The organism is Actinosynnema sp. NPDC023794 (assembly GCF_040639675.1).
Taxonomy (GTDB): domain Bacteria; phylum Actinomycetota; class Actinomycetes; order Mycobacteriales; family Pseudonocardiaceae; genus Actinosynnema; species Actinosynnema luteola.
Genome location: NZ_JBFAFR010000028.1, coordinates 18,891 through 44,989, shown reverse-complemented (window position 1 = coordinate 44,989; position 26,099 = coordinate 18,891). Strand labels below are relative to the sequence as shown.

The following is a 26,099-nucleotide window of genomic DNA, read 5'->3' as shown; positions in this document are numbered from 1 at the left end:
AGTACCCTCCACCGCACACCACCGGGAGAAGCGCATGGACACCAGCCAACTGCTCAAGGGGGTGCTGGACCTCGCCGTCCTTGCCGTGCTGCGCAAGGAGGACGGGTACGGCTACGACGTGCTGCGCAGACTCCGCCAGGGCGGCCTGGACGGCGTCGGCGACGCATCGGTCTACGGCACCCTGCGCCGGCTCTACAACGCCGGGCTGCTCACGTCGTACGTCGTGCCCAGCGAAGAGGGACCGCACCGCAAGTACTACAGCCTCAACGAGCCGGGCCGGGAACGGCTGCTCGAATCCGGCAAGACCTGGAAGTCGTTCGCGCGGACGTTGGACGACCTGTTGGGGGAGGGTGTATGAGCACGCAGACGAACACCGAGGTCAAGCACTACCTGGACGCCATGCGCGACGCGCTGTCCGACCTGCCCCCGGCCGAGGTCGCCGAGATCATGGACGACGCGGGCGCGCACGTGGTCGAGGTCGCCGAGGAGATGGGCGACGAGTTCTCGGCCGCCGCCCTGATCGACCGGCTCGGCACGCCGCGCGCGTACGCCGAGGAGCTGCGCGTCGCGGCGGGCTACCCCTCCCCCTCCTCGCCGGCGGGCGGCGGCGACCGGCCGACGGTACTGGCCAGGTTCGCGCTGTGGAGCCTGCTGGCCGCCGCGGTCGTGGCGTTCGGCTTCGCCGTCACCGACGGCGCCTTCGTGGAGGCGGCCTTCCTCGTCGGCCTCTGCGCCGTGGTCGCCACCGTGGTGGTGTTCCGGCAGAGCGGCCTGGTGGCGGAGATCGCGAAGCTGCCGGAGGCCGTGGCCGTCAAGGACTCGCTGGCCCGCACCGAGCAGGCCGGCCTGCGCAAGTGGTTCGCGTCGCTGCGCCCGGTCCAGCCGGTGTGGTGGATCATCCGCGCCCTGCTGATCGGCTTGGGCGGCGCGCTGGTCTACCGGTCGGACGTCACCTTCCTGCCGGCCCTGGCGCTGGCCGCGGTGTCGCTGGTGGCCGGCCCGAAGGCGAGGGCCGACCGCCGGTGGCTGTGGATCAGCCTGCCCGCGACCGGGTTCGCCCTCGGCGTCCTGCTGCTGGTCGGCGAGAAGGTGGTGTCGCTGCTCGACGTCTACCCGGTCGTCAACGCGCAGGTCTCGTACAACCCGGCGCCGCAGACCCCCGACAACGTCTACGTGTTCGACAAGGACGGCAAGCCTCTCACCGACGTCCACCTCTACGACGAGAACGGCCGCCCGCTCAACGCGCTGTGGTACGGCTGCGAGGGCGAGAGCCGCGACGACAACCGCTACCCGCGGCCCCGCGTGGTCCACGACGAGACGGGCTGCCGCGAGGTCCCGGGCGTCCCCTTCACCGTCGTGATGCCGACCGTGCCGAGCACCACCACCACCACGACCACGCCGCCGTCGTCGGTCACGCAGTCGCCCCCGTCGACGACGACCGCGCCCACGACGGCGACGACCACGGGCTGACGCGGCGCCGCCCCGTCACCAGGGGGTTGGCGGGGCGGTCGAGTCGCGGACGACCAGGTCGGTGGCCAGCTCGACCCGGTCCGCCACGGGCGGGTGACCGGCGATCAGGTCGGCCAGCATCCAGCCCGCCCGCAGGCCCATCGCGGCCAGCGGTTGGCGGACGGTGGTCAGGGCCGGCGTGCAGCGGCGGGCCGCCGGGAGGTCGTCGAAGCCGACGACGCTGAGGTCTCCGGGCACCGACAGGCCCGCGGCACGGGCGGCTTCGACCACGCCGAGGGCCTGCTCGTCGTTGGCCGCGAAGACCGCCGTGGGCCGGTCGGGCAGGCGCAGCAGCTCGTCGGCCTCCCGCCGTCCGCCCTCGCGGGTGAAGTCCGCGTGCCGCACCAGAGCGGTGTCGAACGCTATGCCGGCGCGGCCGAGGGCGAAGCGGTAGCCGTCCACGCGGGCACGGCTGCACAGCACGTCACGCGGGCCGCCGACGACGCCGATCCGCCGGTGCCCGAGCGACAGCAGGTGCTTCACCGCCGTGGTGCCGCCCGCCCGGTTGGTGGCGGCGACGCTCAGCAGGTCCGGCGTGGCCGCGTCCACCGGGTCGATGTGCACCAGCGGCACGCCGGCCCGCGCGAGCACCCGTTCCTCGGCCGCGCTGATCGGGCACGTCACCAGCAGCACGCCGGCGCGCCGCGCCTGGACCAGGTCGGTCGCCCACGACGTGCCACGACCGTCCGCCGAGGACAGCACGACGTCCAACCCGGAGTCGACGACGCCCCGCATGACCTCCATCGCCCACGCGCTGTTCAGGGACGGGAAGACCAGCTCGACCAGCGGGGCGGGAGGGAGCGGCCGGTCACTCCGCGCCCGGCGCACGAGGCACGTGCGTTCGAGGATCCTCAGCGCGCTCACGGCTCCGACACTATCGGAAATTGAGCGAAACACAACGAAGCTCTGAGCTGCACCGATTCACAAAGAAGCCCGAACGATCCCTACTCGGTGCACCGAAGGCTCGATAGGTTTTCGCAGAAGTTTCGAAGGTCGGCGGGTGCCGGCAGAATCCCCACCGTCCGAAGTCGACGGTGGGAGGGAACGCGGTGAAGTACCTGATGCTGATCTACGGCAACGAGCAGGTGTGGAACAGCGTGGACGCGGAGGAGTTCGCGAAGCTGGTCGCCGACGTGGACGCGTTCAACGCGGACCTGCGGGAGTCCGGCGAGCTGGTCGACTCGCAGGGCCTGGTGTCCCGCCCGCGGTCGGTGCGCGTGGTCGGCGACGCGCCCGTCGTCACCGACGGCCCGTACCTGGAGGCCAAGGAGTACGTCGGCTCGTACTTCGTGGTCGACGTCGACAGCGAGCAGCGGGCGATGGAGATCGCGCGGTCCTACCCGGCCCTGCGCTACAGCCGGGGTCTGGGCGGCGGACTCGAGGTGTGGCCCCTGATGCGGCACGGCGGCGACGACCTTTGACCGCCGTCGAGCACGTCCTGCGCACGCTGACGCCGCAGGTGCTCGGCATCCTCGTGCGCCGGCACGGCGACTTCGCGCGCTGCGAGGACGCCGTGCAGGAGGCGCTGATCAACGCAGCCGGCACGTGGTCGCGCGACGGCGTCCCCGAGCACCCCCTCGGCTGGCTCACCACGGTCGCCGCACGCCGCTACGTGGACCTGGTGCGTTCCGACGCCGCGCGGGAACGCCGGGAGCAGGCGCTGTTCGACGCCGTGCCGCGCGACGAGCTGCTCGCGCCGCCGCCGGACGCCGAACCCGCGCGCGACGACCTGCTGGAACTGCTGTTCCTGTGCTGCCACCCCGCGCTGACCGCGCCGTCGCAGATGGCGCTGACGCTGCGGGCCGTCGCCGGGCTGACCACCACCGAGATCGCCGCCGCGTTCCTGGTGCCGGACAAGACGATGGGCCAGCGGATCTCCCGCGCCAAGCAGCGGCTGCTGGAGGCGGGCGCGCGGTTCGAGCTGCCCGCCGACCGCGAACGCGCGCTGTCGGTCGTGCTGCACGTGCTCTACCTGCTGTTCAACGAGGGCTACAGCGCCAGCGCCGGTCCGCGGCTGCGCCGTCCCGACCTGACCGGGCAGGCGGTGCGGCTGACCCGTGAGCTGCACGCCCGGCTGCCCGACCACGGCGAGACGACAGGCCTGCTGGCGTTGATGCTGCTGACCGAGGCCCGCGGGGCGGCCCGCACCGGCCCGGACGGCGTGCTGGTCCCGTTGGCCGAGCAGGACCGGTCGCGGTGGGACCGCGCGGCGATCGCCGAGGGGACCGAGCTGGTGACCCGCAGCCTGGCCGCGCACCCCGTCGGCCCGTACCAGGTGCAGGCGGCGATCGCGGCCGTGCACAGCGAGGCTGCCGCGGCGGAGGACACCGACTGGCCGCAGGTCCTCGCGCTGTACGACGTGCTGGAACGCCTCGCGCCCAGCTCGGTCACCGCCCTGAACCGGGCCGTCGCCCTCGGTGAGGTGCGCGGTCCCCGTGCCGCCCTGGAGGTGGTCGCGGACCTGGAGCGAGGGGTCCTGGCCGGCAACCACCGGCTGCTCGCCGTGCGGGCGCACCTGCTCGAACGGGCCGGTGACCGCACGGGCGCGAGCGAGGCGTTCCGGCAGGCCGCACGGCTGGCGGGCAACGTCCCCGAGCAGCGGTTCCTCCTCCTGCGAGCGGCCCGCTGCGCCGCCGCGGAAAATTCTCGCGCGCCGAGGTAGAAGTCGCGTCGCCGGCTCCGATCCCCTTCCGAGCGACACCGCCGGGCGTCGCCGGGAGGAAGGAACGCAGCCATGACCAAGGTGACCGCGCAGCTGTCGGTGTCCCTCGACGGCTTCTACGCCGGACCGCGCCACGAGGGCGGCGGCGACTGGCTGGGGTCCGCGGAGGCCGCGGCGTTCTTCCGCGTCACCCGCTGGGCGATCAGCGCGATGGCGTGGCGGGAGCGGCAGGGCTTCGCGGGCGGCGAGGAGGACGTGAACTCCGACGTCATCCGGGAGAGCTTCGAGGCCGCGGGCGCGTACGTGATGGGCCGGCGCATGGCCGACGGCGGCGAGGTGCCGTGGGGCGAGGAGCCGCCGTTCCGCGCGCCGGTCTTCGTGGTGACCCACCGGCCGCGCCAGACCCTGGAGCGCAAGGGCGGCACCAGCTTCACCTACGTCACCGACGGCGTCGAGAGCGCGGTGGCGCAGGCGAAGGCCGCCGCCGACGGCAAGGACGTCGCGGTCGCGGGCGGCGGCACGCTGGTCCGCCAGGTCCTGGCCGCTGGCCTGCTGGACGAGCTGGAACTCCACATCGTGCCGGTCGTGCTCGGCGACGGCCTCCGGCTGCTCGACGCCGACCTCGGGTTGGGGCACAAGGAAGGCATCGAGCTGACGCCGACCCGGGTGCTGCACACCCCGGACGTCACCCACGTCCGCTACACCGTCCAGGGCCGGGCCCCGCTCGTCCTGGACGACCGGGGTCGCGGCAACTGACACGCCGGTGCGGCGGGGCCCACTCCCCGCCGCACCGGGACAGGGGCCTATCCGAACGTGACGACCAGGCGGCCGTCCGAGGCGTAGGACCAGCGCAGCGCGCCGCTGTAGGAGGCGCAGCGGGAGCCGTTCGCACCGGTCCAGAACTGGTTGGTGCCGTCGACGTTGCCGACGGTCTTGTCGTTGGTGCCGCTGCCGCTGCGGCAGGACGTGTTGCCGCGGAACACCGAGGAGCCGCCGTCGAAGCTGAAGTTGCGCTCGGCGTTGTCGATGCCGACGTTGTCCGACACGGTCATCGTGCCCAGGTTGCGGTTGTAGGTGAAGCCGTGCTTGCCGTTGTCGTAGGCGATGTTGCGGCGGATGACGTGGTTCACGCCGATGTCCTCGCCGCCGAGCTTGTAGCCGTTGCGGTCGCCGTTGCCCGCCTGGCCGCCGTTGCTCAGCGTGCCGTTCTCGTAGGCCAGGGAGTCCTCGATGGTCACCGCGCCGATCGGGCCGGTGTCGGTCTTGGTGTAGAGGTCCCAGCCGTCGTCGATGTTGTTGTGCGCCACGGCGTAGCGGAACACGTTGCCGGGGCCGGAGGTCAGCTTCGCGGCGAACCCGTCGGCGTCCTCGCCGTCGGAGTCGGCGTTGTCGTGCGACTCCGCGCTCAGGATCAGGTTGTCGGCCGGCCACTGGTCCTTGGGCGTGGTGGACAGCATCCGCGACAGCTGCAGGCCGGTGTCGCGGTTGAAGCGCGTGATCGTGCGCTCGAAGACGTTGTTGCTGCCGCCGATGAAGATGCCGTTGTCACCGGCCCGCTCGACCACGATGCCGCGCACGTGCCAGTAGTTGCCGTTCACGGCCAGGCCGCGGTTGGCCGGGTCCTCCGCCTGCGCCGAGAAGTTCAGCACCGGCGTCTCACCGGGGTGGGCGAACAGCTCGGTGCGGTCGGCCGACGTGCCGTTGTTGCCCTGCGGGATGGTGACGGTCTGCGTGAAGCGGTAGGTGCCGCCGCGCATCAGGATCGTCCCGCCGGGCGTGATGCGGCCGATCGCGGAGGTGAGCGTCGTCGGGTCGGCCTGCGTGCCGGCCGCGCCGTCGGTGCCGTTCGGCGCCACGTACAACGCGGAGGCCGGCGGCTGGGACGTGGTCGTGGTGGTCGTCGTGGTGCTCGTGGTCGTGCTGGAGGTGGTCGACGTCGGACCGCCGGTGGTCGGGGTGAACGCCCACTGCTTGGAGACGACGCTGTCGCAGGAGTTCTGCTGCACCAGGGCGCCGATCGCGGTGGAGCTGTCCTTGACGTTCATGCACTTGCCGCCGTTGGCGTTGACCACGCGGTAGTTGCCGCCGCTCGCCGTCACCGACCAGACCTGGCTGGAGCCGCCCGTGCACGTCTGCTGCTGGATCGCCTTGCCCGCACTGGTCGACGCGTCCTGGACGCCGACGCACAGGCCGGTCGCGGCCGACGTGATCCGGAACCCGCCGCTGACCGCCGTCAACGTCCACCGCTGGGCCGCGACGTCACCGCACGCCTGCTGCCGCAGCTGCACGCCGCCGGCCGACCCGGCGGCGTCGAGGCAGTGCCCGCTGGCGACGTTCTTCACGGTGTAGGTGCCCGCGCCGACCGCCGCTCGCGCGGACGTGGCGAGTGGCCACGCCGCGAGCGTGGCCGCCAGCGCGGCCACGGCCCCCACCGCGATCAACCCGCTGCGGACGGCCCGCGGTCGTACAGCCCGCGTCGCTGCGGGCTGCTCCGATGTGCTCATGCCGACTCCACTTCCGAAACGATTCCGGCGGCCACCGCCGACTTCTCGCGCACGACAGAAAACGGCGACACCTCGCCGATTCACAAATATGACCGCCGGGCAGGGAAAGCTATTTCCCTTCGGATGCTAGGAGCTGCGACACATCCGGTCAACGCCGCGCATTCGCTTTTCCGCCGGGAATACGCGCTGGTCACATTCGTGAACAAATCCTGCCCACACCGGTCATGAATGTGAACGAACGACGTTCGGTGAAACGCGACTGCCCCCTGCCGACCGAGGTCGGCAGGGGGCAGCGGGAACGTGCGCCGGTCAGCGCGTCGTGCAGAGCTCGCCGTTGAGGAAGTACTTCACCGGGTGCACGTTCGGGCCTTGGTAGGCACCCACGAAACCGGCCGTGGTCGACGCGCCCGGCGCCAGCGTCGCGGTGTTGGCCACGGACACCTGGTAGCCGGTCTGGGACCAGGTGGCGTTCCAGCCGCTGGAGACCTGCTGCCAGGTCGTCGGCCAGGCGTAGGTCAGCGTCCAGCCGTTCACCGGCGTGGCGCCGGTGTTGGCGATCTCCAGGTCGGCCACGAACCCGTTGCCCCAGTTGGTCGCTTCCTTGTAGGTCACCGCGCACGTCGACGTGGCCGGCGTGGCCGTGGTGAAGGTCAGCGGCGGCGAGGACCACGACACCTTGCCGGCGTTGTCGCGCGCGACCAGGTTGACCGTGTACTTCGTCCCGGGCGTCAGGTTGGCCGCGGTGAAGGTGGCGCCGGTCGTCTCGCCCCACTGCTCGGTGTTCGCGCCGACGACCCGGTGCACCTCGTGCTTCACGCCGGCGGGCGGCGCGGGCCAGGACAGCACGGCGGTGCGGTCGGTGACCGAGTCCAGCACCGGGCGGGCCGGCGCGGCCGGACCGGTCGCGGCGCCGTTCGGCTTGAGCACGAGGGTGGTGATCGAGTACGGCGGCAGCGTCGCCGAGGACGACGGGCCGGTCGTGGTCGTGATGCCGGTGTCACCGTTGCCGAACGTCAGCACGGTCGCGTCGGCGGCGGCCGAGTAGCCCGCGAACCGCAGGTCGACGGTCTTGGCGGCGTCCGGGTCCTGGTTGACCAGCATGACCGCGAGGCCGCCGTCGGGCCGCCGCGCCGCGTGGCTGCGCACCAGCGGGTCGGTGGACGCGGTCGTGACGAGCTGGTCGCCCGGCCGCGCGAAGCGGGACACCATCGAGATCGCGTGGTACGGCGCGAACGGCGTGTTCAGCGCGGGCTGGCACGCCGTGCCGTCGGCGGTGCAGTTGCCGCTGGAGAGCAGGCCGTAGTCGTCGTAGTCGGGGTGGCCGGCGATCTCGCGGACCTGGCCGATGCCGTTGTGGACGTTCCACCAGTCCACGTTGAACACGCCCTGGCCGATCATCGTCGCGTAGGCGTCGGCGGCGAACAGCGCGCCCGGCTGGGTGTTGCGGCCGTAGGAGGTGTTCACCTCGGTCAGCGCGATGCCGAGGTCCTTGCCCGCCAGGCGGCGCGACTGCTCGCGCACCAGAGCGATCTGGTCGCTCACCCGGTCGGTCTTGGCCAGCACCTGCGCCGCGGTGTCACCGCCCGGGTACCAGTGGATGATGCCGAAGTCGACCACGGGACCGGCGATCGACAGCACGACCTCGTTCCACGACGCGGAGTCGCCCGCCGCCGTGATGCCGTCCGGCCACTCGCCCGGCGTGGTCAGCACGGCGCCGATCTTGATGGTCGGGTCGACCGCCTTCATGGCCGTGGCGTAGTCGCGGACGAGGGTCGCGTAGTAGGTCGGGCTCTTGTCCGGGTGGTGGTCCGCCTCCCAGCCCGAGCCGTAGTGGCCGTTGCCGTAGTTCTCGTTGCCGATCTCCCAGTACTTCACGCCGTAGCGCTTCTCGACGTTGGCGTAGCGGACCCACGCCGCCGCCTCCTCGGCCGTGCCGGTGCCGTAGTTGGCGGTGACGATCGGCTGCCCGCCGGCCCTCCGCACACCGCCCATGAACGTGTCGAAGTCGGTGTTGGGCGCCACGTACCCGCCGGGCGCCGTGTGGTCGGCCCAGTGGTAGATGTCCGAGTACGACCCACCCGGGTAGCGCATCGCCTTGACGCCCGCGTCCTTGAGCAGGTCGGCGACGGCGTCGCTGCCGAGGTGGGTGTCCCAGATGGCGTGGTTCACCCCGGTGGCGGCCTCGTGCACCACCTCCAACCCGGCCCTGGTGTTGACCGTGACGGTGGCGGAAGCGTCGGCCTGCGCCGGGGAACCGGTGGTCAGCACGACCTGGGCGACGACGAGCGCGGCGAGAGCCGGTAGCACGACGGGACGCGGTCTCATAAGAAATTCCTCATCGACGGTGATGATCTGGGAGCGCTCCCAAACTGTGCGGCGCGCCCCGGGACTTGTCAATGACCAGGATCGAAGCGCTTCGCCTCCACCGTCGGACGTCGGGCAAGTGGCCTACCGACCTTCTGCCGCTTCGCCCAACGGGACGCGCGTTCCGGCGCCACCGCCCCCGCCGGGTCGGCCGTCGCGCATCGACCGATCGGTTGATGGTCGACCGGCCCCGGTGGATGCGCGTGATCGGTGGGATCGTCGATCCGCGGCCACCGGTCCGCGGCCGAGGCTGGGCCCATGACTCAGACGACCTCCGCGGTGGGGCCGGTCTCCGCCGGGGAACGGGTGCTCGCGCCCGACCTGGCCCGCGGCCTCATGCTCGCCCTCATCGCGCTGGCCAACGCCGTGCCCTACCTCTACGGCCGCCCGTACGGCGTGCGCCAGCACATCGTCGAGAACGGCCTGCTCGACCGGGTCGCCGGCGTGCTGAACGTGGCCTTGGTCGGAGGACGCGCCTACCCGATGTTCGCCGCCCTCTTCGCCTACGGCGTCGTCCACTCCTACCGGCGCCAGCGCGTAGCCGGGGTGGACGACCGCGACGCCAAGAGGCTGCTGCGGCGGCGCAGCCGGTGGCTGATCGTGTTCGGCGCGCTGCACGTGGTGCTGCTGTTCCCCGGTGACATCCTCATCAGCTACGGGATCCTGGGTTTCCTGGTCCTGGGGTGCCTGCGGGTGTCGGACCGCAAGCTGCTCGTCGCCGCCGGCCTCTGGCTGGTCGTCGTGGCGGTGGTGCAGGGCGCGTCCGAGCTGGCGCCGTCGACCGGCGGGCGGCACCACTTCCTCTCCTTCGAGACCGCGGACCCCGTCGAGGCGGCGGTGCTGCGGCCGGCGGAGTGGCTCCTGACGCCGTTCGGGATGATCGGCGTGGGCAGCGCCGTCCTGATCGGCATCTGGGCGGCCAGGCGCACCGTGCTCGACGACCCGGCCGCGCACCGTCCCCTGCTGGTCCGCACCGCCGTGATCGGGCTGGCGGTGGCCGTGGCAGGCGGGGTGCCGATCGCCCTGGCCGTGGGCGGGTTCTGGCATCCGACGGCCCCGATCACGCTGTGGAGCATCGCGGCGCTGCACGCGGTCACCGGTGTCGCCGGAGGTCTCGGGTACGCGTCACTCATCGCGTTGGCGGCGGTCCGGGTGGGCGGGCGCCGGGGACCGGTGGTGCGGCTGCTCGAAGCGGGTGGCCAGTACTCGCTGAGCTGCTACCTGTTCCAGTCCGCGGTGTTCGTGGCGCTGCTGGTGCCGTACACCCTGGGGCTCGGCGCGGCGCTCGGCACGGCCGGGATCTCCGTGGTCGCGCTCGGCACGTGGCTGGTCTCGCTGCTCCTCGCCGCGCTGCTGCGGCGTGCCGGGAGGCGTGGCCCGGCGGAGGCGTTGTTGCGCCGCCTGACTTATCGCCGTGCGGCGGCGAAGATGTCCGTGTGACGACGGTGGACGAACGGCTGGGCCTGTTGCGGGAACGGCGGTGGAACCAGACCTGGGCGTTGGCCCCGCTCGGCCTGCTGCTCCTGGCCTGCGCGGTGTCGGTGGTGGCCGACCCGCGCGGCTGGGCGGACCACGCGGTCACGCTCGCCATCGCCGCCGGTCTCGCGGTCTGGCACTGGTGGTTCGTGGTGGCGCACCCGCAGTGGTGGGACCGCTGGGTGTGGGCGATGGCCGCGTACTTCGTGGGCATGCTCGCGTTCAGCTGCGCCCTGGTGGTGCGCAGCGACGCGTTCCTGATGTTCGTCCCCATGTGCTACGTGCTGGCGTTCGTCGCGCTGCCCGGGTGGCGCGCGTACGCGGGCGTGATGGCGGCGAACGTCCCGTTCCTGCTGGTCTCCGGGACCGACGTGCGCCAATCGCTGATCAACATCACCCTGGGCACGCCGCTGGCGGCGTTGATCGGCGGCGTCATCAGGGCCATGGAACGGGAGGCGATCCGACGCCGGGAGATCAACGCCGAGCTGGTCGCCGTGGCCGCGGAGAACGCCCGGCTGCACGGGCTCCTGATCGAGCAGGCCAGGGCCGCCGGTGTCTCAGGCGAACGCGCGCGGCTCGCCCGCGAGATCCACGACACCGTCGCCCAGGGCCTGACCGGGATCGTCACGCAACTGGAGGCGATCGACGAGCACGCCGTCCCGCCCGGCCCGGTGCGCGCCCGGCTGGAGATCGCCGGCGGGCTGGCGCGCACCAGCCTGGTGGAGGTCCGGCGCTCGATCGAGGCGCTGCGACCCGGACCGCTGCAGGACGCCCGCCTGGGCGACGCCGTGCGGCAGGCCGTGGCGACGTGGCGCGACCAGTACGGAGTGCCGGCCGCGTTCACCGTGACCGGCACGCCCCAGCCGCTGCACTCGGAGGTCGAGGTGACCGTCCTGCGCGCGGCCCAGGAAACCCTGTCCAACGTGGGCCGGCACGCCCTGGCACGACGGGTGGACGTCACGCTGTCCTACATGGAGGACGTGGTGGTGTTGGACGTGCGCGACGACGGGGCCGGGTTCACTCCCGGGAAGGACGGCGGCTTCGGCCTCACCGCGCTGCGGGAGCGGGTGCGCGCGTTGGCAGGCGGCGTCGACATCGAGTCCGCGCCGGGCGGCGGCACGGCGGTCAGCGTCACCGTCCCGGCGATCGGGGTGGACCGGTGACGCCGCTGCGACTGGTGGTCGTCGACGACCACCCGGTGGTGCGGGACGGGTTGCGCGGGATGCTCGGCACGCAGCCGGACCTGGAGGTCGTCGGCGAGGCCGCCTCCGGGACCGAGGCGCTGACCGTGGTGGCCTCGGCCCGGCCGGACGTCGTGCTGACCGACCTGCGGCTGCCCGACCCCAGTGGCGGCGCGCTGATCCGGATGCTCCTGGACCGCGTGCCGGGCACCCGGGTCCTCGTGCTCACCACCCACGACACCGACTCCGACGTGCTGCCCGCCATCGAGGCGGGCGCGATCGGTTACCTGCTCAAGGACGCGCCGCGCGAGGAGCTGTTCCGCGCCGTCCGCGCCGCGGCGCGTGGCGAGACCGTGCTGGCGCCGTCCGTCGCCGCCCTGCTGCTCACCCGGATCCGCCCCGCGCGCCCGCTGACCGAGGCACGGCTGAGCGCGCGCGAACGCGAGGTGCTCGCGCTCGTGGCCGAGGGGAAGACCAACCGCGAGGCCGCCGCCCGCCTCTACATCAGCGAGGCCACGGTGAAGACCCACCTGCTCCACATCTACGCCAAGCTGGAGGTCACCGACCGCGCCTCGGCGGTGGCCGCCGCGTACCGCCGGGGCGTCCTGGACGGGTGAGCTACGCCTCGTCGTCGAACCGCGCGCGTGCGCGCTCGACGTCGGCCATGTTGACGGTGGTCCAGCGCAACAGCGCGTCGATGAGGTCCTGCAACGTCGTCCCGAGCGGCGTGATGCGGTACTCGACGGCGATCGGCCGCGAGCTGACGATCACCCGCTCGACCATCCCGTTGCGCTCCAGGCGCCGCAGCGTCGCCGTGAGCGACTTCTGCGTCACGACCGGGATCGCCCGGCGCAGCTCGTTGAAGCGCGAGGGACGCCCGCACAGCTGGTCGAGCACCTGCAACGACCACTTGTCGAGCACCTGGTCGAGCAGCTCGCGGTGCGGCGCGGCGATCTGGGGGCTGCCGGACGTCGGCGACGCGGTTTCCTGCATGACACCTAGTCTCGTTGAAGTTCCCTTCATGTACCAGGTAGACCTTGGATACCACCAACTACCAGCGTGAAGGACTTTCTCGTGACCGTGCGGTTGCTGACCCCCGAGGGCATGTTCCAGCCCGTCCCCTACCACCACGTCTCGATCGGCACGGGCGCCCGCCACGTGCACGTCGCCGGCCAGATCGCGCGCGACGCCGAGGGGAACCCGGTCGCGACCGGCGACCTCACCGGCCAGGTCGTGCAGTCCCTGCGCAACACCGCGCGCGGCCTGGCCGGCGCCGGCGCGGACTTCTCGGACGTCGTGCGGCTCAGGTTCTTCGTCACGCGCTGGAGCCCGGAGAAGATGGGCGACTTCATGGCGGGCCTCGACCAGGTCGCCGACGAGCTGGGAATCCCCCTACCGTTCCCGCCGGTGTCGCTCATCGGCGTGGACTACCTGTTCGAGCCGGACGTGCTCGTCGAGGTCGAGGCGTTCGCGGTCCTCGACTGACCCGAAGGGACCGTCCACAAGGGACGTCGATCGCCGAGCCGTCACCAGGGCCCGGCTTGCCCACGCCCCGGCACGCGTCAGGGCTTGGGCAGCCCGATGAGCAGGCCGGCGCCGTGGAAGAGTTCGTCGCGGAGTTCGTCGTCGGGTGCGTCGTGGAACTGGCTGATGGGGTCGGTGGCGGCGGCGAACGCCTGAGCCGCGCGCAACCGTTGGCGCCAGTCGGCGTCCGGGCCGGCGAGCAGCCCGATCGCCCGGTCGACGGTGGTGACGACCTTGGCGACGACCTGCGTCGCGTCGTCGGTGTAGACGGACGCGTCCCGCAACAGCAGTCGCATGACGTCGCGGTGGTCGACCATCACGTCGATGCAGCCGCGCAGGACCCGGCGCCGGGTCTCGGCCGGATCCGGTTCGACCGCGGCGGCGTCGACGACGGCGGCCAGTTCGTTGATCGGCGCGCTGATCAGGCTGTCCAGGATCTCCGCCTTGCTGGCGAAGTGGTGGTAGAGCGACGGCTTGGCGATCCTGAGCCGTTCGGCGATCTCTCGCATCGTGGCCGCGCGATAGGTGTGCGTGGCGAACAGCTCGCACGCCGTCGCCAGGATCTTCTCGCGGGTGTTCCCCATGTCCTGCCTGCTCACGGTGCCACCTTAACCCACTTGCCTACCTTCCGGTCGGTCGATTAACCTACCGACCGGAAGGTAGGGCAACGGAGGGGTGCGAGATGGCTATCGACGGTTCGACGGCGCCGGGCTTCGAGGCGGTGCGTGAGGAGTTCGAGCGGAACTTCGTCGACCGGGGGGAAGTCGGCGCGTCGGTCGCGGTGTGGCACCGCGGCCGACCGGTGGTCGACCTGTGGGGCGGGCTCGCCGACCCGGACTCCGCACAGCCGTGGCGGCACGACACGGTCACCGCGATCGCGTCCACGACCAAGGCGATGGTGGCGATCAGCGTGCTGACCCTGGTCCAGCGCGGCGAACTGGACCTGGACCGCCCCGTCGCGGACTACTGGCCGGCGTTCACCGCTGAGGGCAAGGCCGGGATCACGCTGCGGATGGTGCTCGCGCACCGGTCCGGGGTGGTGTCGTTGGAGCACAGCCCGGTGACCTACGACGGACTGGTCCGGGGAGCCCCGGTGTTCGACGCGATCGCGTCCGCTCGTCCGCAGTGGACGCCGGGTCTCGCGCACGGCTACCACGGGGTGACGTTCGGGCACCTGCTCAGCGCGGTGGTCAGGCAGGTCACCGGCCATACCGTCGGGTCGTACTTCGCCACCGCGATCGCGGCACCGCTCGGGCTGGACTGCTTCATCGGCCTACCGGGGAGCGAACTGCACCGACTGGCCAAGCTGGTGCTGCCGGGCAGCGCCGCGGAAGTCGAGCTCGGCAGCCAGGTGCCGGAACTCCAGCCGCTGTACGAAGCGCTCGCCGATCCGGCGTCCCTGACCTACCGGTCGCTGTACGGCAGCATGCACATCGGTTGGGAGGAAGCGACCGATCCCAAGTTCTCCCAGGTCGAAGCGCCGTCCACGGACGGGACCGCGTCCGCCGCCGGTCTGGCGAAGCTCTTCGCGGCGAGCATCGGCGAGGTGGACGGCATCCGCCTGTTCGGCCCGGAACTCGCCGAGCAGGCGGCGCGGGTCCACTCCAGTGGACGGGACGAGGTGCTGGGTATCCGCACGGACTGGGGCCTGGGGTTCATGGTGCCCGGTGGCCCGTTCGTCCCCAGCGGACTGCCCGCAGGCAGTTTCGGGCACGGTGGGGCGACCGGGTCCTACGCGTTCGCCGACCCCGGCAACGACATCGCGTTCGCCTATACCCCCAACAGGGGATCCGAACTGCTGGAGGGCAACGACCTGCGGGTGAACGGCCTGGTGAACGCCGTCTACCGGAGCTTGCGCGGATGAGCACGGCCACCGTGCGTCACGCCAACACCCGGGCGTCGACCGCGATCAGGTCAACTCCCAGGGCCGCGGTGCCGATGCCGAGGAATCCGGCTACAGGTTCTCAGTGACCCACGGACCGCAGTCATCTTCCCGGAAGACGGGCTTGCGGTTCACCACCTCGCCGACGCAGACCCTGAAGTCGATCCGCCGCGCGGTGTCCAGCCAGGGCAGGTCGATCGTCTTGGGCGGTATCGGCGTCCCGTCCTTGATCTTCCCGGTCCTGCCCGCGGAGTTGGGCCAGGTTCCCGCCTCCGCTCCGTCGGCGCGGACCGTGAGGATGGTCGAGCAGCCGTCGCCGAGGTCATCGGTGAGCACGACGCGGCGTTGGTCGAGGACCAGTTCCGCACGGCCCGCGCCACCGGGGGCGTAGGCCGTGGGTCTCGGGGATGCCGAGGCCGAGGGCACGAGGAAGCTGGAGGAAGCGGGTCGGCGGCACGGCACGCCGTCGTCCGCGTTCTTCGCCGGTTCGGTGCTCGCACCGCGCCCGTCGCCGACGCCCGACACGGTGGCGGAGGTGGTCGACCCGCCGTGCGGCGCACCCTGCTCCCCGGACGACGCGAGAACCACCACCAACGTGGTCACCGCGGCGACGCCCGCGCCGCCCGCCAGCCAGCCGGTGATGCGCCGGCCGCGCGGTGGCACCGGGTCCATCGCGGACGTGTCCGTCGTCGGCGCAGCGCCCGTGTCCCCGTCCCCTTGCGGCAATGCGCCGGTCTCCGGCGGCGCTTCCGCGTCCGGCGTCGCACCGGCGGACCGGCCGGATAACCGCCTGGCGGTAGTCGCACGGTCCAGCAGGCCCACCCAGTCGCATTGCCGTTCCGCGCCGAGCACGCGCATCACCAGCAGGAGCTTGTCCGGCGCCCTCGGCAGCCGTCGATTGCTGACCCATTCCCTGACACTGGATTCGGACAGGTCGACGTCGTATTTTTCCAGCGCGTCTTTCGAGATGCGCTTGAAGGACGGACTGCCCGCGCGCCGGAACGCGAGGTCGAACTCGTCCCAGAATTCCTGCTCCGCGTTGTCGCCGCCGCCGGTCACTTCGCCATTGTGCTCCCGCGAGCACGTGAGCGGTCCTCAGGGGCGCGAGTCGCGCGCGAGTCGTTTCCCACCAGGGCCGATGCCGTGTCGACTGGTCGCGGCGACGCCCCGTCGCCCCTGCGGCACCGCAGCGAGCACGGCCCGTGGAAGCGACTCAGGAGGAGTTGAAGACGGATGCGAGTCCGACGTGTCACCAGGGTGGGAACGGCGGCCCTGACCGCGATAGCAGCCATGGCGCTCACGATCCTGGGGATGAGCCCCGCCGCCGCATCCGCCGACGGATGCGGCGGAACCCCGATCGCGGTGGCCGAAACCGAACGGGACGCCAACATCGTCGGCAAGTACACCTATTACCTGCGCCTGAAATCCGAGCTCTACCGATGCGGCGGATATGTGCACGCCCATCACTACGTGTATCTCGACGGTAGTCGGATGCCACTGGGCACCACCGTGCGGTTGTTCGTCTCGACCCGCCGCAGCGACGGCAAATGGCACGGCGGCACCACGACGATGGCCTCGTCGCAGAACGTCAGCGCCCAGGGCTTCAAGGAAGTTCGCGGCGTGGGCGGCGGGCTGTCGGTGACCCACGTCCGAGTGGGCCACTTCGCCGAACCCGGCCAGACCATGATCACCCCCTCTTCGACCAAGACCGCCCGCTACGTGCCCTGGCCCGGTCACGAAGCAAGCCCCCGGCGCTAGCCACCCCTTCGACGAGGAGACGAGCACACATGTCCGACCAGACCACCGCCCACGCCTCCAAGGCCACCCGCCCGACGTGGCGGCGCCGCGTGACGAGCTTCGCCGCCGGCACGCTCGCCACCGCCGCAGCGCTGCTCGCAGCACCGGCAGCCCCGGCCCACGCCGCCGTCGACGGGCACATCTCCAGCTCCTACGGCACCGCGTCCTTCCTCTCCTACGGCGAGCGGCTGTTGGCCTGTGACACCAAGGCCGACGCGCACAGCGTCACCGCCCGCCTCTACACCGACACGATGGAACTGCGTGCCTCGGTCAAGGACGTCGACGGAGCCCAGTTGGGCTGCGGCGAGATCAACCTGGAGATCGCCGAAGGCACGCCGCTGTGGCTCACGCTGTGCGTCAGCGACGGGCTAGGGTGCCTGCCGTTCCAGCGCGTTCAGGCGTGACCCACGCCGGAGGCAGGCCGGGCCTGCCGCACGACCAGCCCGCGAGCGACGTCGACGGCAGGCCCGGCCGCCCGTTCACGAAGAGCCGCCCGGCATCGACGGAAAGAGGCCACGGTGCACGCATACCTGGCGTCAGTCGCCTTCCTGTTACGGCACATCAAGGAGTTGCTGACCCCGCACTTCCGGTACGGCACGGGCGATCCGCAGATCACGCGGCTGGAACAGGCTCGGACGGCGGGTGGTCTCGTGATCACCGTCGCGGTCCTGATCGCGTACGAACAGACCGGCTACGACGCCGTCATGGGCTCGCTGGGCAACGTGATGGTCAACGCCGCGATGGCCATGCCCGCCCTGGTGATCGGCATCGGCATCCTGCTCGCCACCACCGCCGCAACGGACCGGTCGCGACTCGTGCGGGCCATGCGCCGCCCCGCGCTCACCCTGCTGGCGTGCCTCGCGGCCGGCCTGGTGTTCGACTTCATCCTGCGCAACTACAAAACCTCTCCCGGCAGCGCGATGACCACCATCGTCACCCTCGCCGTGATCCTGGCGCTGCTGCTGTACGTGATGCCCGCGATCCTGTGGACCGCCTACTGGAGCTACCGGTACTGGTTCAACGCCGCCGACGGACATCCCCTGCTGCCCGCCCTCTGCTCGATCGTCTACGGCATCGGCATCCTCGGTTACCACACCTACCTGCTCGCCGACGGCAACCTCGAACCCCGCATCCCCGGCCCACTCGCCCTGCTGTTCACCTTCGGCTCGCCGCTCGCCGTGATCGCCTTGGCCGTGCTGGAGATCAGACTCTCCCACCGGACAGGAACCACCCTGCGCACCCTTCCCCCCGAACAACCCGCACAACGATGACTCCGCCTCCACCGCCCTGACCACTCGCTTCGCCCATGCCATGCCGTCGTCGTCCTCGAGAAACCCTGATCGGCTCGCTATCGCACCTACTCGGCCACTATCCACCTGCTCAGCGCTGCCGTCTCCTCTCGATCCGGCCGTGCGGAGCGACCCGACACGAGGGGACGACGAGTGGCGAGCCCGCGAGGAGGCGCGCCCGACGCTTCGTCGAGTTCACCCGGGAGGGCGACGACGACCCGGAACCACCGTGCCCGCCGGCCTGCGCACCTGAGGCGAGCCCACCACCGACCAAGACCACCGACTACGACGCCGCCGCCACCCTCCTCGATGTCCTCGTGCTGAGGGCCTGAGCGGCTGATCAGTAGCGTCAACCCGCAAACCGGTCGACGAGAGAAGGAGGTGAAGGCAAATCGGCCCGTGACCTCTGAGGTGGTCCCGTCGAACGACGTCGACGAGCGCCGGCGGGCCGAGATGCTCGCCATCATCAAGTCGGGCGACCCGCAGGTGGCGAACCCGGCGCTGCTCGAGTCGACTTACGACGACCCCGACGGTGACCGGGTGGAACCGATCCTGCTGGAGCACCTGGCTCCGGAGCACGACGTCCGATCGCGCCTCCTGGCGACGACCTGCCCTGGTCACCTGGCACGCGTCCACGGCAAGATCGCCAGAGAAACCGTGGTGCCCACCTCGCGCACCCTGTTGTCCGACCCCGTTGTGGGTGGAACAGCCCAGGACGCCTGGACGACATCGACCACTTCGCCCCCGCGGAACCGGGGGCCCACCCGTAACGCACCACGCCTTCAGAGGTGACCGGCGTACGAAGAGCGGGAACCGCCCACTGGTTCCCGCTCTTCGTACGCCGGGTCATGTGTGGAGCTGCGGGAACTCGCCGCCTGACCCCCGCACTGCCAGCCCAGCAAGTGCTCTGACCAGCGCATACAGAAAATCGGCACGTCAACCGGCGCAGTTCACCCCCGCGTGACCGACGGTATGGCCTCTGATCGATCCGGTTTCCGGTCTCCGATCTGCGATGAACTGCGCTCAGTCGTCCTCCGCCACTTCTTCGTCGACCACCTCGGCGCCGTTCCACACGAACCGGGCGGTGGTGACGGCGTCGTCACCGTCACCACCGCTGATCAATTGGTGGATCGCGATGCCGTCCAACTCGCGATAGGTGCACCACTCGTGGTCGGAGGTGAGGACCAGGTCGAGGTCCAGCGCCGACAGCAGTTCGAACACCTGACCGCGGTTGACGCTGTCGACACCGACGAAGACCTCGTCCAGCAGGATGACCCGCGGCGCTCCGGCAACGGCCTGGTAGTGGGCGGCCACGGCGGCGAACAGCGGCAGGTGCAGCGCGATCGCCTTCTCACCGCCCGACAGCGCACCGTGGAGCTTCTTGGTCAAGGGCTGCCAGCCCGTCCCGTTCATGCGGTCGAGCTTCACCACGAACCTGTGCCAGGCGGTGTAGTCGAACACCTGCCCCAACTGCTGCTCCCAGTTGGTGGCCGTCTCGTCGCCCTTGGCCTGCTCGACCCGGTCCCGGAAGAACCGGTGCAGCGACTCGCGGTCCTCCTCGGACAACCGCACCGGGTCTTTGAGCAGGAGGTCACGCGCCGCTTTCGTGCCCGGTGGCAGCTCGGGCGAGACCTCCCACACCAACCGCACCGCCACCTTCGACGCGGTGCGCACGCGCTCCAAACGGGCGTTCATGCCGTCGACCAGGTCGTGCGCCTGCCGTATCCGGGCGGCGAGGTGGCGGCGCGTGTCCCCGGTGAGGGTCCGGTCGAACAGCTCGCGCTCCTGCGCGGTGATGTCCTCCCTGCTGCGTTCCGCGTCGGAGCGCAGCAGGTCGAACAGCGCCGAAGCGCCGATCCTCACCCCGTCCACCATCGCGGAGAAGACTTGGACGTCCTCGTCGGAGTCGAGTTCGAGGTCGGCCCGACCGCCCAGCACCTCGCGGGAGGCGTGCACCTCCTCAGCCAACCGGTGTGCGGCATCGCCGAGGTTCTTCGGCGAGTGGGGCAGCGTCGGCCACGTGGCCGCGATCGACCTCGCCGCGTCGAGCGCCGCCCGGACACCGCTCGACGCCGTCAGCACCTGCCTGAACGCGGGCAGGTCGTCCAGGCCGCTGTCGACGGGCAGGCTGCCGTCCGCCAAGTGCCGGAACCGCGCTGCGGCCTGGTCGCGCACCTCGGTGGCGCGGTCGCGGTCACGCGCGTCGGTGGCCCGCTGGGTGGTGAGCTCTCCCAGGCGCACGGCCAGGGTGCCGATCTCGTTCTGGTTGGTACGCGCTTCCCGCCTGACCACGCCCAGCTGCTCGCGCAGCGCGGCGAGTTCGTCCAGCACCTGCCGGTAGTCGACGCCGATGGTGCCCTCCACGGCGTCCAGCTCGCTGTCGAGCCCGCGGGCCGTGGCTTCGGCGTCGTCCGCCTCGTCCTCGCGCTGTTCGGCGGCGAACCGGGACCGCTGGGCCTGCTCAGCGGTCCGGTCCGCTTCACGACGTGCCGTGAGCAGGGCTGCGTGCTCATCGATCCAGGCGTCTGACGCGGTCCGGAAGGCGTCCACGGCGGTCACGACGCCGTTGAGCGCGTGCCGCTCGGTGGGCAGGCCGTGTTCGGCTGCCGTCGTGGTCAGCGCGCGCAGGGCGCGGTCCACGCGCTGCTCGCTCTTCGCCAGGCCGTCCAACGAACGCCGAACCACGCCGTCGGCGCTGGAGACCGCCGAGTCTGCTCTGGTCAGGGCCTCCAGCGCCGCGTTCGCGTCGGCGTGGTCGGGCCGAGCGCGCCGGTCGGCCTCGACGTCGGACCTGCGCCCGGTCAGCGATCGCAAGGCGGCCGTGTGCGCCTCGACCAGCTCCTCCGACGCGGCGATCCGCTCACGCAGTTCGGTCAACCGGCGCTGCCGTGCCCGTTGCCTGGCGAGCGCGCCGATGTGCGCGGCCTCGTCCTTGCGCCAGGTGCCGCGCAGGTTGCCTGTGCGCCAACCGCCGTCGGCTCCGATGGCGACCGGGTGCGCTTCGGGCAGATCCTCCCCGTAGGCCACGCCGCCGAGCAGACGGGCGACGACGTCGGAGGCCACGGGCGCGTCGATCTCGGGTACGAGGACGTCGGCCAGAGAGCGACCCGGTGCCGGCGGCACGGCACCGGGAACGGCGAAGGTGTCGTGCCCGGCGACCACGCCGTCGTGGCCGACCCAGGCGTCCAGGAGCCCGGACGCCTGGAGCGCGGCCTCCACCGACGCGCGGACGTCGTCGGGTACCGCGTCGGCGAAGCGGACCAGGCGCCACAGCGGCGCGCCGGTCATGGCCCCGCGATCCGCGGTGCGCGTGTGCGGGGGCTGGGGAGGCAGGTCCTCCTCGGTCAGCAGCCGCCGGATCTCGTCGCGCAGGGCGTCCCGATCACGCTCGGCGTTCTCCAGCGCTGTCCCGACCAGGGTCTCTTCCCGGGTGATGGCGTCCAGCACGCGGCTCGCAGCCGAATCGATCTCGGCCAGCACGGCGGTCTCCGACGCCGCGAGGTCCGCCAGCGCCTCCGGGTTGGCGAAGGTCAGCTCACTGCGGCCCGCCACCCACGTCAGAAGGGCGGCCCGGAGCTGCACGAGCGCGGCCTCGCGCCGGTCGGCGGACTCGGCGCGTCGTTCGGTGACCTCCGCCAGGGCTTCCCGTGCCTCGTCGAGCACCAGTTCCGCGTCCCGCCTGCTGTTGACCGCGACCTCGTGCTCGTTGAGCGCGGCACGCACGGCCTCGACCTGCTCGGCACGTGCCTGAACCGCGGCGCGCAGCAGAGCCCGCGATCGCGAGGGGTCGGCGAGGGCGCGGGCGATCTCGGCGTGCACCGAGGCGAGACCGACCCGGGCGGCGGCGGTCGAGGCGCCGTCGGCCAGCGCTCCCGCGGTCGCGGCCCGTGCCTCCGCGTGCCGGGCAGCGGTGTCGGCCGCTTCCGCGTCGGTTCGGGCGACCTGGCGGTGGCGAGTCGCGTCGGCGCGCCTCTTCCCGGCGGTCGCACGAGCTTCGCGCACGCGGGTCCGCAGCCGGTCGAGCTGTTCACCCTTGCGGTACGCCTCGCTGCCGGTCAGGCCCTGGATGCGCCCCTCCGTCTCGACGATGCGCTGCTCCAGCAGCTCGCCGCGTTCTTCGGCCTCTTGCTTGCGCCGCGCGGCGCGGTGGTGCTCGTCTTCCGAGAGCTTCGCGGCGTCCGCCAGGTTGCCCAGCTCCGTGGTGGCGGAGATCAGCTTCGCCGCCGCGGCGCGCAGCACGCGCTGCGCGTACGCGCGTTGCCTGGTTCTGAGGTGTTGTGCGGCCTCCACCTCCGAGTCGAGGCGTTTGAGCTGTTCACGCTGCCGGTCCAAGCGCTCGAAGCCCTCCGCGAGGTCGCTGATCTCCGCCTCGCCCAGCGGTGGCAGCGCCTTGGACAGCAACGTGGACAGCAACCCAGGGTCGAGCCGTTGCGAGAGCTTCGGCGTGCGGAGTTGGAGCAGGGCCGTGATGAGCGCGTCGTAGCGCTGCTCGCTCAGCCCGGGGAACAGGGTCGAGCGCACGGCCGCCCGGTACTCGGCAGCGTTGTGGTGGAGCGTGCCCCGGTCGCCGAGCGCGGCTTCCAGGGCCTTGGTGGTGAGGGGCGCGCCGTTCGGGTCGGTGAGGTCGAGGCCGCCCGGTACGCCGATGCGCTGCCCGCTGGTGAAGTAGTCCGGGTGCACCGCGTTGGTGTGTTTGGTGGCGGCCAGTCGCGCGCCGCACGAGAACCACTCGTCCGGCGAGTCGTCCGCGCCGGGGAAGCGGAACTCCAGCCACACGTACCCGACTCTCGTGGTGCCGGTCGCGCCTTCCCCCATCAGGTTCCAGTGCATGGTGCGCTCGGAAGTGCCGAACGTCGAGAGCCGGTTGGCGCGCAGGTTGGCGTCGAACAGGAACGGCAGGAGCAGTTCGAGCGCCTTCGACTTGCCGGTGCCGTTGGGGCCGCGCAGCAGCAACCGTCCCTTGTGGAACCGGAAGACCTCGTCGTAGTAGCGCCACACGTTCAGGATCCCGGCGCGTTCGGGCACCCACCTGGCCACCGTCTCCGGCGGGGCGCCGCTCTCCGCGAGTGGCAGCTCGGTCACCGTCATGACTCGTCCTCGACGTCGTCGGCACTCGTTCGGGTCACCGCGTAGCGGGCGGCGGCGGGCCGGGCGCGCACGACACCGCTGTCGAGCCGGACGAGGCCGAACGCCCTGAGCACATCCAGTGCGTCGGCCACCAGCCGTGCGGCCCCGTCTTCGCCGCGGTAGCCCTTGGCCCACTTGGGGAAGCGGCCGAGCAGCGCGTCGGCCTCGGTGCGCAACTGCTCGACGGCGACCGGTCCGGGTGTGGACGTGATCACGTCGAGGAGCAGCAGTGCGGCGACCTTGGCGTTGCCGGAGTCGTCGGGGAACCGACTGTCCGTGGCCACGCCGTCCGGGTCGATCAACATGACGCCTTCGGCACGTTCCTCCACCAGCAACCCCGCCTGATCGGCGGCCCGGCGCAGGAGTTGCCCGCCGGTCGGTGACGACAGGTAGGCCAGTTCCGCGGGTGTCAGGTCGTCGCGGTGCACGACCGGGTCGTCGACCAGCTTGCGGAACACCGAGTGCCGCAGCCACAGGTTGCGCTGGACCTCGGACACCGGCTCGTCGGCATCGCCGTAACGCCGTTCGCGGGACAGCCGGGTCAGCAGCTCGGTGAAGCGCAGCGGCACCTCGTCGATGTGCGACCTCCCGGGGGTGACCGCGACCTGCGACGCGCCGACCGGGGCCGCCAGCAGGCGCATGACCAGCGTCGCGTCGACCCGGTAGAGGACTTTCGCGTCGGCGGAGTCCACGAACGACTCGGTGGCGCCATCCACCACTTCGACCGCGCCGACCGACTCCAGCAGTCGCAGCGCGTCGACGAACGCCATCCGCTCAGCACGGCTGGACGTGTCGAACGGCGGCAGCACCGGATCCACGGCCGACGCCTGGGCGACGCGGTCCGCCAGCAATCCGACCGTGGTCACCGGTACCCCCAGCAGCTCGGCTGCCACCACGCACAGCAGGGTGTACCGGCGGCGGTCGAACGGCGCCCGCCCCGTGCGGTGCCGTCGCGCCGGGCGGGTGGGGTCGGTGGCGACCCGGACCTTGGCCAACCGCGCGTACCCCAAGCGGGGTTCGACGATCAGCGACCACCCGCAGTAGTAGTCGAACCACTTCTCGACGGGTTCGCGCCGCCTGCGCACGAGGTCGAAGGCTTCCGGTGCGGCGCCGGCACCGATCAGCGGTGTCGCCAGCAGCAAGCGGATCGCCCGCGCGACCTCCTCGCGCTCCGCGATGACCAACTGGTTCGCCAGGTTGCTCATCCGGTCGCCGCCCCTTCGACGGCCCCCTGCGGCCGCCGTGCCGGGCGACCACCCGGCGTGCGGATCTCGATGTCGTAGTCCGGGCCGGTGAACACGCCGCGCGGCGTCCTGAGCACCGCCTGCTCGCGGTGCGCCTCCGGCGGCTTCAACAGGACCTCCACCCGCCCGTCGCCCGTAGTTGCCCGGTGGACGCCGTGCCGGTCCGGTGCCACGGCCAAGGCCCGCCCGAGGAGGTCGAGCAGCCGTTCGAGCACCTCGTGGTCCAACCGCCCGAACTGCGACAACCTCATGCCACCACCGGTGTCCAGCCGATCCCACGCGGCCTTCAGCGCGGCCCGCTCCGCACGAGCCGACTCCGCGCGCGCCGCCTTGACCGCGGCCACGTCGCGCACCCGCCCGGTGCGGGTGAACCGCTCGGTCCGCCCCGCGCTGCGCAGCAACGCCGACACCTCCACCGGTGGCGCGTCGACCCACCGGGCGGACGACACCACGAGTTCCGGGTCGGGGTGCGCGAGGTGCGCGTGCCGGGCCGAGCCGAGCCCGAAGGCGGTCGACCACAGCAGGTGCAGGTCCTCCTCGGTCGGTGCGACCGCGAACCAGCGCGCCAGCTCGCGGAAATCGGCCGCCGCACTGGTCGACCTTCGCCTGGACTCGGTGATCCGGTCGAGCACCTGCAACAACGCGATGATCGCGCGCCTGGCGACCACGAACAGCTGCTGGACCCTGGGTGTGCCGCCGTCCGCCGGCAGGAACCACGCACGCAGCCCTTCCCACCTGGCCCGGCGCAGCTCCAACCACGCCACCGCCGGATCACCACCCGAGGTGGGCGGGAGTTCGGCGCCCGCCAGCGCGCGGTGGTGCAGGAGAGCCACTCCCCGTTCCTCGACCAACTCCACCCGGTTGGCGATCGCGTGCGCCCGCTGCTCCAGGTTCGTGGTGAACTCCTGGAGGTACGCCACGGTCGCCGACTTGACCTCGCGAAACGTCTCCTGGTCAGCACCCTCCGCGCGCAACAGGCGCTGCAGCTCGCCGTTGAACTGCTTGGTGTTGCCCCGCAACGCCTCCAAATGCCCCTCCAGCTCGACCAGCGTGCCGAAGACCCGGCGATCCGGCACACCGGGATCACCCAGCTGCGCGACCAACTCACCGAGCCGGTCGGCTATCGCGTCGAGCACCGCCGTCTGGAGCGCGCCCGTCGAGGCCAGCACGCCCATCGCGTGCACCACACCGGCCAGAGCGGCTTCACCGCGCTTGGTCAACGAGTACTGGAGGTTGCGCCGCTCGTACTCGTCGGCGGTCCGGTAGTTCTCGGCGTGGTTCTGGGTGACGTCGAGCAGTCGCCAGTCGCGCAGGCTCCCCAGCGCTTCGGTCAGGTCCTTGTCGTCCAGCGGGTCGAGCCACCCCACCGAGCGGAGCCTCGCCCGCACGTCGTCCAACCCGAGAGCGGTCTCCAACCGCTCGTTGGCCTCACCGAACGCGTGCAGGATCGCCACGTACAGCTCGGCCCGCTCGCCCGTGGTGAACCGGAACATCTCCGGCGGCACGCGCATGGCCTCCACGAGCACCCTCCTCCCACCGG

23 protein-coding genes are annotated in these 26,099 nt (G+C 71.6%); 14 read left to right on the top strand and 9 right to left on the bottom strand.

Going from position 1 to position 26,099, the window contains the following annotated elements; translation table 11 throughout:
* Positions 1–34 precede the first annotated feature (34 nt).
* Together AB0H12_RS35645 and AB0H12_RS35640 are read left to right on the top strand one after the other, a co-directional pair.
* A complete protein-coding gene (locus AB0H12_RS35645) occupies positions 35–358 on the top strand; it encodes a PadR family transcriptional regulator (protein ID WP_499628809.1) in 324 nt (107 codons plus the stop codon).
* On the top strand, positions 355–1,470 hold the full coding sequence (locus tag AB0H12_RS35640; protein WP_499628808.1) for an HAAS signaling domain-containing protein: 1,116 nt from the start codon (positions 355–357) through the stop codon (positions 1,468–1,470). The genes AB0H12_RS35645 and AB0H12_RS35640 overlap by 4 nt, the downstream gene beginning before the upstream one ends.
* 15 nt (positions 1,471–1,485) lie before the next feature.
* Here the strand turns inward: AB0H12_RS35640 and AB0H12_RS35635 are convergent, their stop codons facing one another.
* Positions 1,486–2,373, bottom strand: a complete 888-nt coding sequence (locus AB0H12_RS35635; protein WP_499628807.1) for a substrate-binding domain-containing protein — start codon at positions 2,371–2,373, stop codon at positions 1,486–1,488.
* A gap of 185 nt (positions 2,374–2,558) precedes the next feature.
* Between AB0H12_RS35635 and AB0H12_RS35630 the strand changes: the two genes are divergently transcribed.
* From AB0H12_RS35630 to AB0H12_RS35620, 3 genes are all read left to right on the top strand, one after another.
* A complete protein-coding gene (locus AB0H12_RS35630) occupies positions 2,559–2,930 on the top strand; it encodes a YciI family protein (RefSeq protein WP_499628806.1) in 372 nt (123 codons plus the stop codon).
* Positions 2,927–4,171, top strand: coding sequence for an RNA polymerase sigma factor (locus tag AB0H12_RS35625; protein WP_499628805.1), 1,245 nt, complete (start codon positions 2,927–2,929; stop codon positions 4,169–4,171). Before AB0H12_RS35630 ends, AB0H12_RS35625 begins: the two co-directional genes overlap by 4 nt.
* 72 nt (positions 4,172–4,243) lie before the next feature.
* On the top strand, positions 4,244–4,927 hold the full coding sequence (locus AB0H12_RS35620) for a dihydrofolate reductase family protein (RefSeq protein WP_499628804.1): 684 nt from the start codon (positions 4,244–4,246) through the stop codon (positions 4,925–4,927).
* Positions 4,928–4,974: 47 nt separating this feature from the next.
* Here AB0H12_RS35620 and AB0H12_RS35615 read toward each other — a convergent pair whose 3' ends face one another.
* A complete protein-coding gene (locus AB0H12_RS35615) occupies positions 4,975–6,675 on the bottom strand; it encodes an RICIN domain-containing protein (RefSeq protein WP_499628803.1) in 1,701 nt (566 codons plus the stop codon).
* Positions 6,676–6,984: 309 nt separating this feature from the next.
* On the bottom strand, positions 6,985–9,000 hold the full coding sequence (locus AB0H12_RS35610) for a cellulose binding domain-containing protein (RefSeq protein WP_499628802.1): 2,016 nt from the start codon (positions 8,998–9,000) through the stop codon (positions 6,985–6,987).
* A 297-nt stretch (positions 9,001–9,297) separates the two neighbouring features.
* Here AB0H12_RS35610 and AB0H12_RS35605 point away from each other — a divergent pair, with 297 nt between their 5' ends.
* The 3 genes from AB0H12_RS35605 to AB0H12_RS35595 are packed head-to-tail and all read left to right on the top strand — an operon-like array spanning position 9,298 to position 12,313.
* Complete coding sequence (locus tag AB0H12_RS35605; RefSeq protein ID WP_499628801.1) at positions 9,298–10,479, top strand: DUF418 domain-containing protein; 1,182 nt, start codon at positions 9,298–9,300, stop codon at positions 10,477–10,479.
* Positions 10,476–11,678: a sensor histidine kinase gene (locus AB0H12_RS35600; RefSeq protein WP_499628800.1), complete on the top strand. Its 1,203-nt coding sequence runs from the start codon at positions 10,476–10,478 to the stop codon at positions 11,676–11,678. Before AB0H12_RS35605 ends, AB0H12_RS35600 begins: the two co-directional genes overlap by 4 nt.
* Complete coding sequence (locus AB0H12_RS35595) at positions 11,675–12,313, top strand: response regulator (protein WP_499628799.1); 639 nt, start codon at positions 11,675–11,677, stop codon at positions 12,311–12,313. Before AB0H12_RS35600 ends, AB0H12_RS35595 begins: the two co-directional genes overlap by 4 nt.
* Before the next feature lies 1 nt (position 12,314).
* On the opposite strand, the gene AB0H12_RS35590 is transcribed toward AB0H12_RS35595, so the two are convergent.
* Entirely contained in the window at positions 12,315–12,689 is a 375-nt protein-coding gene (locus AB0H12_RS35590) for a winged helix-turn-helix transcriptional regulator (RefSeq protein WP_499628798.1), read from the bottom strand.
* An 81-nt stretch (positions 12,690–12,770) separates the two neighbouring features.
* Between AB0H12_RS35590 and AB0H12_RS35585 the strand changes: the two genes are divergently transcribed.
* Complete coding sequence (locus AB0H12_RS35585) at positions 12,771–13,181, top strand: RidA family protein (protein ID WP_499628797.1); 411 nt, start codon at positions 12,771–12,773, stop codon at positions 13,179–13,181.
* A gap of 77 nt (positions 13,182–13,258) precedes the next feature.
* Here AB0H12_RS35585 and AB0H12_RS35580 read toward each other — a convergent pair whose 3' ends face one another.
* The gene (locus AB0H12_RS35580) at positions 13,259–13,819 is read right to left on the bottom strand and encodes a TetR/AcrR family transcriptional regulator (RefSeq protein ID WP_499628796.1); all 561 of its coding nucleotides are present in this window, start codon (positions 13,817–13,819) and stop codon (positions 13,259–13,261) included.
* 83 nt (positions 13,820–13,902) lie between these two features.
* On the opposite strand from AB0H12_RS35580, the gene AB0H12_RS35575 reads away from it, so the two are divergent.
* Positions 13,903–15,084: a serine hydrolase domain-containing protein gene (locus AB0H12_RS35575; RefSeq protein ID WP_499628795.1), complete on the top strand. Its 1,182-nt coding sequence runs from the start codon at positions 13,903–13,905 to the stop codon at positions 15,082–15,084.
* Between the two features lie 90 nt (positions 15,085–15,174).
* Here AB0H12_RS35575 and AB0H12_RS35570 read toward each other — a convergent pair whose 3' ends face one another.
* Positions 15,175–16,161: a hypothetical protein gene (locus AB0H12_RS35570; RefSeq protein WP_499628794.1), complete on the bottom strand. Its 987-nt coding sequence runs from the start codon at positions 16,159–16,161 to the stop codon at positions 15,175–15,177.
* 231 nt (positions 16,162–16,392) lie between these two features.
* Between AB0H12_RS35570 and AB0H12_RS35565 the strand changes: the two genes are divergently transcribed.
* The 4 genes from AB0H12_RS35565 to AB0H12_RS35550 all read left to right on the top strand — a co-directional run bounded on the left by AB0H12_RS35565 (position 16,393) and on the right by AB0H12_RS35550 (position 18,980).
* Positions 16,393–16,860, top strand: coding sequence for a hypothetical protein (locus AB0H12_RS35565; RefSeq protein WP_499628793.1), 468 nt, complete (start codon positions 16,393–16,395; stop codon positions 16,858–16,860).
* Between the two features lie 29 nt (positions 16,861–16,889).
* Positions 16,890–17,303, top strand: a complete 414-nt coding sequence (locus tag AB0H12_RS35560) for a hypothetical protein (protein WP_499628792.1) — start codon at positions 16,890–16,892, stop codon at positions 17,301–17,303.
* A gap of 114 nt (positions 17,304–17,417) precedes the next feature.
* Complete coding sequence (locus tag AB0H12_RS35555) at positions 17,418–18,170, top strand: hypothetical protein (RefSeq protein ID WP_499628791.1); 753 nt, start codon at positions 17,418–17,420, stop codon at positions 18,168–18,170.
* A gap of 417 nt (positions 18,171–18,587) precedes the next feature.
* Positions 18,588–18,980 carry a hypothetical protein gene (locus AB0H12_RS35550; protein ID WP_499628790.1) on the top strand — a complete coding sequence of 131 codons (393 nt, stop codon included), beginning with the start codon at positions 18,588–18,590 and terminating at the stop codon, positions 18,978–18,980.
* 231 nt (positions 18,981–19,211) lie between these two features.
* On the opposite strand, the gene AB0H12_RS35545 is transcribed toward AB0H12_RS35550, so the two are convergent.
* From AB0H12_RS35545 to AB0H12_RS35535, 3 genes are read right to left on the bottom strand one after another with little or no spacing between them, the layout of a single operon-like run.
* On the bottom strand, positions 19,212–23,276 hold the full coding sequence (locus AB0H12_RS35545) for a TIGR02680 family protein (RefSeq protein WP_499628789.1): 4,065 nt from the start codon (positions 23,274–23,276) through the stop codon (positions 19,212–19,214).
* The gene (locus AB0H12_RS35540; protein WP_499628788.1) at positions 23,273–24,520 is read right to left on the bottom strand and encodes a TIGR02678 family protein; all 1,248 of its coding nucleotides are present in this window, start codon (positions 24,518–24,520) and stop codon (positions 23,273–23,275) included. The genes AB0H12_RS35545 and AB0H12_RS35540 overlap by 4 nt, the downstream gene beginning before the upstream one ends.
* A complete protein-coding gene (locus AB0H12_RS35535) occupies positions 24,517–26,070 on the bottom strand; it encodes a TIGR02677 family protein (protein ID WP_499628908.1) in 1,554 nt (517 codons plus the stop codon). The genes AB0H12_RS35540 and AB0H12_RS35535 overlap by 4 nt, the downstream gene beginning before the upstream one ends.
* Positions 26,071–26,099 lie beyond the last annotated feature (29 nt).

Coding starts and splice junctions, on each gene's coding strand:
- AB0H12_RS35645 (WP_499628809.1), top strand. CDS start 35: ATGGACACCAGCCAACTGCTCAAGGGGGTGCTGGACCTCGCCGTCCTT.
- AB0H12_RS35640 (WP_499628808.1), top strand. CDS start 355: ATGAGCACGCAGACGAACACCGAGGTCAAGCACTACCTGGACGCCATG.
- AB0H12_RS35620 (WP_499628804.1), top strand. CDS start 4,244: ATGACCAAGGTGACCGCGCAGCTGTCGGTGTCCCTCGACGGCTTCTAC.
- AB0H12_RS35615 (WP_499628803.1), bottom strand. CDS start 6,675: ATGAGCACATCGGAGCAGCCCGCAGCGACGCGGGCTGTACGACCGCGG.
- AB0H12_RS35610 (WP_499628802.1), bottom strand. CDS start 9,000: ATGAGACCGCGTCCCGTCGTGCTACCGGCTCTCGCCGCGCTCGTCGTC.
- AB0H12_RS35605 (WP_499628801.1), top strand. CDS start 9,298: ATGACTCAGACGACCTCCGCGGTGGGGCCGGTCTCCGCCGGGGAACGG.
- AB0H12_RS35590 (WP_499628798.1), bottom strand. CDS start 12,689: ATGCAGGAAACCGCGTCGCCGACGTCCGGCAGCCCCCAGATCGCCGCG.
- AB0H12_RS35575 (WP_499628795.1), top strand. CDS start 13,903: ATGGCTATCGACGGTTCGACGGCGCCGGGCTTCGAGGCGGTGCGTGAG.
- AB0H12_RS35565 (WP_499628793.1), top strand. CDS start 16,393: ATGGCGCTCACGATCCTGGGGATGAGCCCCGCCGCCGCATCCGCCGAC.
- AB0H12_RS35560 (WP_499628792.1), top strand. CDS start 16,890: ATGTCCGACCAGACCACCGCCCACGCCTCCAAGGCCACCCGCCCGACG.
- AB0H12_RS35545 (WP_499628789.1), bottom strand. CDS start 23,276: ATGACGGTGACCGAGCTGCCACTCGCGGAGAGCGGCGCCCCGCCGGAG.
- AB0H12_RS35540 (WP_499628788.1), bottom strand. CDS start 24,520: ATGAGCAACCTGGCGAACCAGTTGGTCATCGCGGAGCGCGAGGAGGTC.
- AB0H12_RS35535 (WP_499628908.1), bottom strand. CDS start 26,070: ATGCGCGTGCCGCCGGAGATGTTCCGGTTCACCACGGGCGAGCGGGCC.